The 10,858-nt window shown below is 37.2% G+C and carries 14 protein-coding genes; 8 read left to right on the plus strand and 6 right to left on the minus strand.

The features are described from left to right. The first annotated feature begins 82 nt into the window (after positions 1-82). From ACKI4K_RS08230 to ACKI4K_RS08255, 6 genes are all read left to right on the plus strand, one after another. Positions 83-931 carry a hypothetical protein gene (locus ACKI4K_RS08230; RefSeq protein WP_407424069.1) on the plus strand — a complete coding sequence of 283 codons (849 nt, stop codon included), beginning with the start codon at positions 83-85 and terminating at the stop codon, positions 929-931. Between the two features lie 29 nt (positions 932-960). Further along, positions 961-1,410, plus strand: coding sequence for a DUF3427 domain-containing protein (locus ACKI4K_RS08235; RefSeq protein ID WP_407424070.1), 450 nt, complete (start codon positions 961-963; stop codon positions 1,408-1,410). Positions 1,411-2,048: 638 nt separating this feature from the next. Beyond that, positions 2,049-3,101 carry an AEC family transporter gene (locus ACKI4K_RS08240; protein WP_407424072.1) on the plus strand — a complete coding sequence of 351 codons (1,053 nt, stop codon included), beginning with the start codon at positions 2,049-2,051 and terminating at the stop codon, positions 3,099-3,101. 530 nt (positions 3,102-3,631) lie between these two features. After that, positions 3,632-3,850 carry a hypothetical protein gene (locus ACKI4K_RS08245; protein ID WP_407424074.1) on the plus strand — a complete coding sequence of 73 codons (219 nt, stop codon included), beginning with the start codon at positions 3,632-3,634 and terminating at the stop codon, positions 3,848-3,850. A gap of 47 nt (positions 3,851-3,897) precedes the next feature. Continuing rightward, entirely contained in the window at positions 3,898-5,013 is a 1,116-nt protein-coding gene (locus tag ACKI4K_RS08250; RefSeq protein ID WP_407424075.1) for a hypothetical protein, read from the plus strand. 25 nt (positions 5,014-5,038) lie between these two features. Further along, positions 5,039-5,977: a hypothetical protein gene (locus tag ACKI4K_RS08255; RefSeq protein ID WP_407424077.1), complete on the plus strand. Its 939-nt coding sequence runs from the start codon at positions 5,039-5,041 to the stop codon at positions 5,975-5,977. A gap of 109 nt (positions 5,978-6,086) precedes the next feature. Here the strand turns inward: ACKI4K_RS08255 and dmpI are convergent, their stop codons facing one another. After that, positions 6,087-6,275 (minus strand): 4-oxalocrotonate tautomerase DmpI, encoded by a 189-nt coding sequence (gene dmpI / locus ACKI4K_RS08260; RefSeq protein WP_407424078.1) that lies wholly within the window; start codon positions 6,273-6,275, stop codon positions 6,087-6,089. 61 nt (positions 6,276-6,336) lie between these two features. On the opposite strand from dmpI, the gene ACKI4K_RS08265 reads away from it, so the two are divergent. Further along, a complete protein-coding gene (locus ACKI4K_RS08265; RefSeq protein WP_407424080.1) occupies positions 6,337-6,795 on the plus strand; it encodes a dCTP deaminase domain-containing protein in 459 nt (152 codons plus the stop codon). Next, positions 6,792-8,327, plus strand: a complete 1,536-nt coding sequence (locus tag ACKI4K_RS08270) for a thiamine pyrophosphate-binding protein (RefSeq protein WP_407424082.1) — start codon at positions 6,792-6,794, stop codon at positions 8,325-8,327. The genes ACKI4K_RS08265 and ACKI4K_RS08270 overlap by 4 nt, the downstream gene beginning before the upstream one ends. On the opposite strand, the gene ACKI4K_RS08275 is transcribed toward ACKI4K_RS08270, so the two are convergent. From ACKI4K_RS08275 to ACKI4K_RS08295, 5 genes are all read right to left on the minus strand, one after another. Beyond that, positions 8,322-8,495, minus strand: a complete 174-nt coding sequence (locus ACKI4K_RS08275; RefSeq protein ID WP_407424084.1) for a hypothetical protein — start codon at positions 8,493-8,495, stop codon at positions 8,322-8,324. The two genes, ACKI4K_RS08270 and ACKI4K_RS08275, sit on opposite strands and share 6 nt — an antisense overlap. Positions 8,496-8,548: 53 nt before the next feature. Further along, a complete protein-coding gene (locus tag ACKI4K_RS08280; protein WP_407424086.1) occupies positions 8,549-9,061 on the minus strand; it encodes a hypothetical protein in 513 nt (170 codons plus the stop codon). A 430-nt stretch (positions 9,062-9,491) separates the two neighbouring features. Further along, complete coding sequence (locus tag ACKI4K_RS08285) at positions 9,492-9,752, minus strand: hypothetical protein (protein WP_407424088.1); 261 nt, start codon at positions 9,750-9,752, stop codon at positions 9,492-9,494. Continuing rightward, on the minus strand, positions 9,742-10,329 hold the full coding sequence (locus ACKI4K_RS08290; protein WP_407424090.1) for a DUF2953 domain-containing protein: 588 nt from the start codon (positions 10,327-10,329) through the stop codon (positions 9,742-9,744). The genes ACKI4K_RS08285 and ACKI4K_RS08290 overlap by 11 nt, the downstream gene beginning before the upstream one ends. Positions 10,330-10,337: 8 nt before the next feature. Next, positions 10,338-10,751, minus strand: a complete 414-nt coding sequence (locus ACKI4K_RS08295; RefSeq protein ID WP_407424092.1) for a GerW family sporulation protein — start codon at positions 10,749-10,751, stop codon at positions 10,338-10,340. Between the last annotated feature and the right edge of the window lie 107 nt (positions 10,752-10,858).

Below are 10,858 nucleotides of genomic sequence, written 5' to 3' on the forward strand. Positions count from 1 at the left end.
AATAATTGAATATTTTATTAATGGCATTAAACATATATTAAAATTGTGATTAAATTTTTTTTTAAATGATGGCAGGTAAAATATGAGGTTTGTTAAAAGAGGTTTGATAAATACAAAATATCTTGCTGATGGGTGTGAATTTAAAAAAGTTGATGATGACTATCAGCTTGTTTCAACCAAAAATAGTAAGTATTCTCCTTTTGTTGGCGATTTGGCTAGGGAAGAGGCATGGGATGCAATCGCAATGGCCGATGTTACTCATGGTCCAAAACATGAGGAGCTCTATGGCTTAATCTTGGACCATTTTAGGGTCGGCAAAACAATTTGGGAACATGAAGCCAATATTTTACTTAAAAAAGGGGAAGAAATTCTTTATAGAAGTTACGATAATATTGTCTTAAAGGAACCCAAATCAATCACGGTATCCGAATCAACATATGTTGGAATGGGAGGGGGGTCCGGCAGATTTTATCAAAGCTATGGGAGTTTAAGTTCTGTTAGCCAATCTCAGGAAGTAATACAGCCCATTGATGTTGGCCAATTGATTATAACTAATAAAAGATTCATATTCTCCGGAAATAAACGAAATATTGAAGTGAACATTTCACAGATTACTGCGATAACTCCATTCAGTGATGGGTTTAAGTTACAAAGAACAGGTAAACAGAAAGTAGAATATTTTGTTGACATAGACCTTTTCGCTTTTCTGTATGATTTTAAAAATGAAATGTACTTTTTTAAAATGAATGGAGATATGATACGGGCATTAATTGAAGGCGGATTAAATAAGCATCCGCAAAAAACAAAATTGGAAGAATTGGATCCGCAACTTCTTGGAGATGATGAAAAAATAAATTTTTGCCCTCACTGCGGTTCTAAAATAGAGTATATGGGAAATTTTTGTTCGGATTGTGGTGCCAAGTTAAGATAAATATAAGGTCATGCAAATCAATTGATGGTTTGAATTATTTATGGGCATTGGGAAATATTAATTGTTACATTAAGGAAAGGTTCATGAACGGCCAGAACATCGGAGGATATAAAATCAAGTACGATACTTGCCCCATCTTTGTAACCTACAACAAGGCGGAAGACATTTCAGAGACAATCAACTATGAGGATTATTTCATCACAAAGGACACCTTCAACTGGATGAGCAGAAACAACAGAAAAATCTCCTCGCCAGAGCTTGAACCCTTAATCAATTACAACGGCATAAACACCCAATTATTTATCCAAAAAAGCAATGATGAGGGAATCGAGTTCTACTACATCGGAAAACTGACTCCTCTTTCCCATAGGCAGGTTTACAGAAACATCAACGGCAAGGACCAGCCAATCGTCAACTTCAGGTTCAAAATCGACCCTGAGGTCAAGGACGAATTATATTCCTATTTTGTAAATGATTGAAATTATAGTTTAAAATTGCTTCTAATAATATTTTAGATTATTTTTGGTTATAAAATAAATTTTTAATTTAGAATGGGATAAAACCCATTCTTTAACAAAGTTAACCATGATAGCATGGTTGAACATCATAAGATGTCAAATTATATTATGGGATTAATAATATTTAAATCCTTTTATTTTACCGATTACTATATTAAAGCAATATTTTTATTTAAAATCAATTTTATAGACTTATAACAATTCAATATCTAAAAAAACTAATTAATTTAAATATTTTAAGGAAAATAGTATTAAATCTAAATGTTGGTAAAACTTAAACAAAGTTAATCGTGTTGTTATGAAATTCAACGGTGATAGAATGGTTGAAGATATATGTGTTGCAATTGCATATTTTGTAATTGCTATTCATTATATCCACCTAGCTATAGGTTAAATAGTAGATAGTTATGAAATGAGTTTAGTTATGTATTTTTGATGGATGATATTAAAGTTAATTGACTAGTTTTCTCTCAACATTTATAATTCAAATCATAACTATTGATTTTTATTCAAAAAAGCACTGATTTGAATCATGAATGGGTATTGTATTTTAATCACATTTCAGGCGAGATTTTGCGATGTGTTAAAGGCAAAACAGATTGTTGAACTGGATTTTAGCAATTTTGAATTTTAATGCCATAAAGTTGTATCTATTCACAATCATCCAGAGGCAATTTCCAGACAAGTCCAAATGCCGACCCATCAAATATATCCAAAGTGAAGTCAAATATATTATCATGGCAAGTCCAATCGAAGTTATTCTGGTGCCGGCATTGATGATGCTTCTCGGCTTTTTCCTCAAGCGCATCAATTTCTTGAAGGGGTCCGACCGCGACCTGCTGTCGGACATAGTCTTATACATTGCCCTGCCGGCGATGATTTTCATAAATCTTAAGAAGGCAAGCATTTCATCCGACATGCTGTTTCTGCCGGTTTTAGGCATAGCCACAAGCATTCTGCTTCTGGTTCCGGCATACATTTACTGCAAGGTCAAAGACCATGACGAGAAAACAACATGGACGATATTGATTGCCTCATCAATAATGAACACAGGCTTCATAGGCTTTCCGGTCTGCCTGGGCGTTTTTGGAGAGGCAGGATTTTTGAATGCGGTGTTCTTTGATCTGTCCACCTCGGCAATGGTCGTCTCTTACGGAATCATCCTTGCAAAGAAATTCGGCGGAGACACCCGCGAGGCGGTCAAAAGCATAGTCACCTTCATGCCGCTGTGGGCGGTAATCTTCGGGCTGGCGTTCAACCTGTTCGGCATAGATTCGCTGGGCTATGTTCTGGACAATATCCTGAACTATCTGGCGAATGCCACAATTCCGCTGATAATGCTTGCATTGGGTCTGTCCCTTGATTTCGGAAACGTCGGCGATAACCTTTCGGATTCGATTGTCGTGGCAATCATAAAGCTGATAATGGCTCCGCTGATAATCTTCGGTCTGCTGGTCCTGTTGAACATAAGGGGGCTTGTGTTTGATGTTGCAATCCTTGAGGCAGGAATGTCCACTGCAGGAAATGCACTGGTTCTGGCCATTGCATATGACCTGGACAAGGATTTGATGGGGTCAATAATATTCACCAATGTCGTTTTGAGCGTTGCCACCTTAACCGTTATCATTTCCCTTCTCACAGGTGCCGTTTAAGCGTTTGAGAATCGTGATTTTTTGCACTTTCCAAAATATATGTTTTTTCTATGAGCTAAAAAAAAGAAATTGAAATAATTGATGTTGGTCCTGGAACATCAATAAAAAATGGGATTGAAATCATTCCCTTTACTGGTGATTTTTGAATAATTGGTGGGGTATGTGAGTAAAATCATTCCTGATTTGACTCTTCTTTGATTTTTTCTTTTAGGTTTTCAATTCCGATAATCATATTTTCACCTCCAAGATGTCAATTATTTAATATTATTCTTCATGATATATAAATTTTTAGGTATGCCTAAAAAATTTTCATCAAAAAATCAAAACTCAATCAGAGGGACTCATTTCAAAATCAACGGGTTTTAAGGCATTTTCAGTATAATTTTCATTTTCGAGAAAATGATAAAAAACACTTCATTTTCAAAAAGGGTAGGGCTTTGCCCGATTCCGTCATCAAAAAAATAGCCAAATTAATCAGATAAGTATATCTCCAAGTTTCATTCAATATCGGTTTTTCACATCACCATCATATGATTAACCGGCGGGTCAAAGATTTTGACACCTCAAAATTTTGTGAAATTTTAATCAACCGTGATTTCAATCTAATCGAAGAAATTCATGTGGCGGTTTTCACTTTTTTCAATCAGGCTGAAATTCCAGATTCGATTCCTGAAAAATATGGATTTTCACAGGTTATTGGAAGGGAATTTTTTTCAAATAACGAAAAGTTTTTATATTACATACAATAATCTATGTATTACATGACGTATTACAATAAGAATTCAGGTGAAAAATCATGCTGACTGTCAAGAATCTTACCCACTACACCACTGAAGACACCCATGAGAAGAGGACAAAATTCACTTATGTCATCGGCAACAATGGATTTTTCCAGGAACTTGATGTTGAAGGCCATGTTACACTTGAAATGGCACTCTCCATTGTAAAGGAAATGATGGCCGAGAGATTAATTCAAATTTCACTCAAAGAAACAATCTCAAAAATTAATGCATCACCTGAAGACTATGAATTCATGGAGCTTGATTTGAGGGACATGATTTTTGACATTGACATCTTCGATTCAGAATCCGAGCTGTACCAGTCATTCAAAAGACTGATATTGAAATATTGGAGCCGGGATTTCCCGCTTGTGTACCACCTGTTCCTGAACATTGAGGATATAAAGATCCATGACGACAGTGACGGAAAGACACTCTACAGGCATTACTTCGAGGGGCTTCAGGAATTCAAAAACGGCATCAGCTTCATAGAGTATGTCAACTCGAAGGTCACGCTGCCGATTGTCAACGACTATCTGGCATACATCGACACTGACTCCCTGGTCGACTACTACATCATAGACCCGACAGTCAAAAGGAATGAGCTGGCATATGTGCTCAGGCAGAACAATGTGGACATAAACTTCACAAAGGACAACGAATCCCACTGGCAGGCCTTCGGATACTGCTATGCAAAAGACAATGACTTGAGCGATCTGGAGGCATTGAGCTTTGCACGTCTGATTTCACGATACATGTCACCCAAAAACGACGCCCTGGCAAAGAACAAATACATCAAGGAAAACCTGATTGAGGATGCAATCTCAAAAAGGGACATCGAGTTCACATCACAGGGCATGCCGAATGACAAGAGAATAGAAAAAATCTTCTATGAGCTCTTTGACATTTACCAGAATCAGATCAAGGACTACGAATACAAAAACAAAAAGCTGAATTTCAGGCTGACCTCAAGGCAGTATGACGAGTTCATGAGTCTGCCGGGCAACTCCAACACAGAAAAGCTTGAAAACCTCATTGACTTTTATTTCACATCAACCGGTGAAAACGACATCGATTTCAGCTCATGGGCGGGCAGCGAGATACATGTCCTGAAGCCATCTAAAAAAATATAATCCTAAAATGCCATAAATATTTTTGATGAGTGAAAAGTATATTCAAAAACGTAAAAATTCATATGGAATCATTAGGAATTCACGTGTTTTTGCAAGTGCCGGCACACTGGAAGATGCAATTTTTCTTAGGGATTTGCTTTCGGGTAAAGATTGGAATCTGGATAATTTTACACTTGAAATGCACCTCTCCCATGACAAACACGTTGCCGTTGCCAAAATTGATGAAAGATTGCACTTATTAGGTAAATTTGACACTAAACCAAACGATGATGACCTTGAAAGAATCATCAAAAAAATCAGGAGAAATCCAAATAACTCGAAGTATGGCCTGAACATATCGAGGGTGTTTGAAATCTTCATGGTCAAAAAGCAGATTGCCGGTGAGGAGCACATATTCGGCCTGTTTGACAATCTGGAGGATGCCAAATTCACGAGAAACTTCCTTCTGGACAATTCATGGAACGTAAATGCATTCGGCCAGATTGAGTTTTGTGATGAGACGAACACCTACAAGACGGTATTTGTCTTCGATGACATGGTTTATGTCCTGGGCACTTTCGACAGTTTTGAAGATGGCGAAGCCAACATGAAAAATTGCCGGAAAAATTTCCTGAATAAGATATACAAACACAAAAACGGCCTTGCAAACCACCCTCACCTTGACGGGCTCACGGACCATTTGGATGAACTGGAAGGCATATTTCAAGTGAAAACCTCAGACGAGACATGGCAAGTAAGAGGTGATGTTGCAGACCCTCTAACAGACATAGTCTTCAACCTGACCCCATGGCAGAAAATAATCTATGACAATGCGGGCGAAACCTTCACATTCGAGGAGGTAAGAAATTCGCTTAAGAGGTACAGGTCAAAAAATTTCGATGAGAAAATCAACAGGCACCTTGACGAATTGGTCCAACTAGGCCTCATTGAAAAACTAGACGACGGCAATTTTAAAAAAACTTAAATATTTTTTAGGACTAAACTACTATTGGTGTTAGGATATTAACACTATTTTAGTCTGTATATTTGGGGAGTCTGATTCTATCGGACTCCCTTTTTTCATAAAAAAATCCTTATTTTCTATCTGATAGGAGTTCACCAGCCACGCCAATGCTTTCTTTTGGATAGGCTTGAACCAAAACAGTTATTGCATCAATCGGCAAATCATAAGCATCAGCAACAACTTCAGAAACTTTCTTAACCATTTCCCTTTTTTTCTCAACACTAATTCCATCATTTCCGGCTATTGTAATTACAGGCATTTTTTATCACCATTCAATTATTTATCATAGTTTTTATAAATACATTACTAGATGTGATAATATGCTTGGTGAAGTTGAACTTAAAAAACTGTTCCCGGATTTCGAAGACTTGGTGCAGCCTTCAGGAATCGACCTGGAACTTGACAGGATATATATTCAAAAAAGTGCTGGCGCACTCATTGACAATGAAAAGACATTGCCGGAAATCGAAGAGCTCGAAGGTGACATCTACACCCTGAAGCCACATACCGCCTACCTGGCAAGCATCAAAAGAAAGGTTAAGATCCCAAAGGGATACACAATGCTGTACCTTCCGCGCTCAACATTGCTCAGGTCATTTATATCTGTCCAAACGGCAGTGGGGGACCCCGGATTTTACGGAACATTGATGTTCATGGTCTACAATCATGGGGAATTCGAATATAAAATCAAATCCGGTGACAGAATTGCCCAGGCAGTGGTTTTTCCTGTTGAAGGTTCGGGGGAATACAACGGATCCTATCAGGAGATTGAAGAATGAATGTGGCGGATAAAATCGTCGAAATTCTGGAGGCCGAAAACATTAGGGATGTCTTTGGAATTCCCGGCGAGCAGATAATGCCTCTTTACAAGGCTCTTTCAACTTCAAACATCAATCATGTTTTGACTCGCCACGAGCAGGCTGCAGCCCATGCTGCAGACGGCTATTACCGTTCAACACAAAAGGTTGGGGTATGCATCGCAACAGCATCACCGGGTGCGCTGAACTTTACAATGGCACTTGCTTGTGCATTCAAGGACAACATTCCGATTTTGGTATTGACCGGAGACAATGAGCTCAAGTACAGGAATTCAGACTTTTTCCAATCAACTCCACAGCAGGAGATCTTTAAAAATATCACACAGGAATCATACAATCCGCTGAACGGTACTGAAGCGGTTTACTGTTTAAGGGCAAGTCTGTTTGCACTCAAAAACAATCCGAAAGGGCCTATTCACATAAATCTGTCAAAGGATATCCTGCTCAGCGAGGATTTTCAGGATTTTGACCTGTGCTATTTGTGTGAGGATGACCTCTCCAATATCTCAAAGGCTCAGGAGCTGATTGACGGCGCATCAAGGCCATTGCTTATCCTGGGTGCCGGTGCCATATCACAACGCGAAAATATTGAACGAATCGCTAAAAAATATAAGATGCCTGTTACAACAACATTCCATGCAAAGGGAATAATCTCGGAGCATGATGACATCAATTTGGGATTGGTTGGCATAAGGTCAACTCCAAGGGCAAAATATGCCTTTGACAATGCTGACTGCATTATTGCTTTAGGCATTAAAGCCAGTGAAAGGACATTGCCCACACTGCCCGATAACCTTATTCATGTAAACATCAATAAGGATGTACTTGTGGGTGAGTACCCAATCCATGGTAAAGTGGAAGACTTCCTATCAAACATCAAGTTTGGTGAAGTCGACTGGCTGGATGAAATTCTGGAAGTCGGCAATGCCATAGAAATCGAAGGCCTTGATGAGGATTTAAAGCCACAGGCTGCCATCAATGAAATCCTAAATAAATTCAAGGACAATATCATTGCATCGGATGCCGGTTCGCACACCACCTGGACTGCACTTTTGAAAAAATCAACAAAACCAGGTCAATTGCTGTTCTCAGGAGGACTTGCCCCAATGGGATACGGCCTTCCGGCCGCTATCGGTGCAGCCATTGCAAGTGGGGAAAAAATAGTCGTCATAAATGGGGATGGCGATTTCCAGATGAACCTTCAGGAACTCGCAACACTGAAGGAAAACAACTTGGATGTCATTGTCTTTATTCTGAACAATTCGGAATTTGGCATTATCCGCCAATGGGAAGAGACGTTCTACGGCATGGCACCTTATCAGGTCAAGTTAAAAAATCCCGACTTCACAAAACTTGCCGCATCTTATGGCATTGATGCGGTTCGTGTCGACAACTTGGATGATTTGAAGCTGCTGCTTGAAAAAAATTTGACTGGACCTCTTGTTGTTGAGGTGGTTGTTGAAAGTGAAGACATTCCACTTCCAAAATCATAATTTTCTAATGGTGTTTGAATCTAGTTCAGTGTATTGGATTATTTTTTCCAATGGCATTTTATCTTCTTTCATTTTTTTGGCCACTTCTTTTTTCCATTCGTTCATTCCTATTTTTTTACCTTCTTCAAATATATTTCTTTCATATTCCTCTAAAAATGCGCTGCCCATACTTATCTCCTTCATTGTCTGTTGTTGGAAGTGAAAAATATTTCACTTTCAAATTATAACTTGCTTATTGTGCTTTGGCTGAGTCCTGTATATTGGATTATTTTTTCCAAGGGTATTTTATCCTCTTTTAATTTTTTTGCGAATTCTTTTTTACCTTCTATTTTACCCTCTTCGAATAAGTTTTTTTCATATTCCTCTAAGAATGCGCTGCCCATATTTACCACCTTCATCATTTCATATTTTTCCTCTTCTGGAATGAATATATCTATTAGTATTATCTGACAAGCTTTTATTTGGTATTGTTCGTTTTCACTTAAGTTCATTTCGTTAATTAGGTATATTAATCTCTTTGTTATCTCATAATCGCTTTTTTCGTGTTTCATGAACGGTAAAAAGATTAAATTAAATAAATCATATTCATTTATGTTAGCATTATTTTTAATTTTCTTTTTTATGCTATTTAGTATTTTATCCCCATCATAATTTTTAAAAAATATGAATGGAATTTCTATTTCTAAATCCGGTCCGATTTTTGCTTTTCTCATCGATTTTTCAGCATCAGCCATTGAAACAACATATGATTTAATCAGTTTGTTCGTTTCCAATCTAAAGTTAACAGCATATTGTATATTTCTAAGGATAATCTCTTCTGTTGTGTTGGATTTGTGAAATTCAAAGTTAATGCAATATCCGTGTACCGTTTCAACAACCAGATTTAAAATTTTCAGTTTATGACTTGGAGTATAGATCTCGTAGGTGTAGATGCTTTTGATTCCCTCATCCTCGCCTATAAATCTCAGCAATGAATTTGCAAAGATTCTGGAGGATAATTTTGAAAGTTTGTCAAATCTTTTGTTGATGATGATTTCACCCCGTTTTTTGTTTTACCAATGAAAAGGTACCTTTCATTATTGGGTAGTTATTATATCGGTTTTCAAGCTATATAAATTGTTATGTTTCTTTTAAATACAATTTAACGGGATTAAAACAATTATTCTATTTCATACAATTTTCAACAAATTCTTTAACAATTGCATCTATTTTGGTTATTTCATCTAGGGGGGCAAGGTAAAATTCACCCTTTTCTTCATAAATTATGGCGACAGGCTTGATTTCTGCTGATGAATGTTTTCCATGATATGTGAAAAATGACTTCTTAAAAACGAATGTAAATCCGCAACTTTCATGAAATTCAAAAGTGACCTTCGCATCGATGTCAAACTGGCCTGAGATAAAATCAAAAATTTCATCTTTCATCCATGACACCTCTGATCAATGTTCGAACATCCTTTTTTGAAAGCAGTCTTATGCCGGGCACTAGCAGTTTCAGCGGATATATCTCAATATTGTTGACGCCGTGGCAATCCAGGACGCTTCCGTTGAATGATGGCTCAGCACTCAAGCGTAATTTTTCATGCAGTTGGTTTAAATTGGCGAATATCGCCCATATAATTCCAATATACTTTCCGGTATCTGCATAGCTGTCCATTCCAAAAATAAGGTGGTTATCCAGTCTTGAAATTTTAATGACATTAAGTGATGATTTTATAAATGTCTTCAAATCCTCAAAGCAGGGCTTTGCCAAATTGAATATTTTTTTGATGTCCCTTTGCTTTTTCTCCTCGCCTTCCTCATCCTTGTCATCGTCCTTGGAATCTTCGGAGGGAAATGTTTTGGAGTAGACTTTGATTTTTTTAAAAATGAGTATTTTTAAACATCCTTTCAGTTCGCTGCCTTTCTTATCATAGATTAGGGATATTCTAATTCCAATAAGGAGCAAAATAATAATAAATAAGATGATTATTAAGATAATCATCCCTAGGATGTTTAACATGTATATTCCTATTCTTCTTCGTCATCGTCGGATGTAGTGAATTCAGGTTCTATGTATTCACCTTCATCATATTCACTGTCTTTTGGATTCATGTAACCTTTTACTAAATCTGTAATTATTAAACCTAAATCGGACAATGCCTTGTTTGTTTCATTTCCTTTACTTAAGTCAAGTACGCGAACGCCTTCAGCGGATTCTCCTTTTTTAGGAATCATTACCATTGATATCGGTTCCACTCCAGCTCCGGCTCCTACCGCATCGCTTTCTTTCCCGGTGATGTTTTCACCAACCCCGAATCCGACTCCCATTTTTATGACAGGGATTAAGATTTTATCTTCGGTTTCGATTGGAGTGCCGATAACATTGTCTACATTGATGAGTTTGCGTAATTCTTCAACTGTTATTTTTATCTTTTCAGCCATGGTTTCACATCCTATTTTATATGATAATATTTGTTTTTAATCTTTAAAGTATTTTTACTATTTCATATTTGAAAATTGATTTTATTTTTAAAAATTGATTTTATTTT

It is taken from the genome of Methanobrevibacter sp. (assembly GCF_045644645.1).
Lineage (GTDB): Archaea > Methanobacteriota > Methanobacteria > Methanobacteriales > Methanobacteriaceae > Methanocatella.

What these genes read in the sequence shown, in the direction of transcription:
- ACKI4K_RS08255 (WP_407424077.1), top strand. Translation starts at nt 5,039, where the DNA reads ATGAGTGAAAAGTATATTCAAAAACGTAAAAATTCATATGGAATCATT.
- dmpI (WP_407424078.1), bottom strand. Translation starts at nt 6,275, where the DNA reads ATGCCTGTAATTACAATAGCCGGAAATGATGGAATTAGTGTTGAGAAA.
- ACKI4K_RS08295 (WP_407424092.1), bottom strand. Translation starts at nt 10,751, where the DNA reads ATGGCTGAAAAGATAAAAATAACAGTTGAAGAATTACGCAAACTCATC.
- ACKI4K_RS08290 (WP_407424090.1), bottom strand. Translation starts at nt 10,329, where the DNA reads ATGTTAAACATCCTAGGGATGATTATCTTAATAATCATCTTATTTATT.
- ACKI4K_RS08280 (WP_407424086.1), bottom strand. Translation starts at nt 9,061, where the DNA reads ATGGCTGATGCTGAAAAATCGATGAGAAAAGCAAAAATCGGACCGGAT.
- ACKI4K_RS08275 (WP_407424084.1), bottom strand. Translation starts at nt 8,495, where the DNA reads ATGGGCAGCGCATTTTTAGAGGAATATGAAAGAAATATATTTGAAGAA.
- ACKI4K_RS08230 (WP_407424069.1), top strand. Translation starts at nt 83, where the DNA reads ATGAGGTTTGTTAAAAGAGGTTTGATAAATACAAAATATCTTGCTGAT.
- ACKI4K_RS08245 (WP_407424074.1), top strand. Translation starts at nt 3,632, where the DNA reads ATGATTAACCGGCGGGTCAAAGATTTTGACACCTCAAAATTTTGTGAA.
- ACKI4K_RS08250 (WP_407424075.1), top strand. Translation starts at nt 3,898, where the DNA reads ATGCTGACTGTCAAGAATCTTACCCACTACACCACTGAAGACACCCAT.
- ACKI4K_RS08270 (WP_407424082.1), top strand. Translation starts at nt 6,792, where the DNA reads ATGAATGTGGCGGATAAAATCGTCGAAATTCTGGAGGCCGAAAACATT.
- ACKI4K_RS08285 (WP_407424088.1), bottom strand. Translation starts at nt 9,752, where the DNA reads ATGAAAGATGAAATTTTTGATTTTATCTCAGGCCAGTTTGACATCGAT.
- ACKI4K_RS08265 (WP_407424080.1), top strand. Translation starts at nt 6,337, where the DNA reads ATGCTTGGTGAAGTTGAACTTAAAAAACTGTTCCCGGATTTCGAAGAC.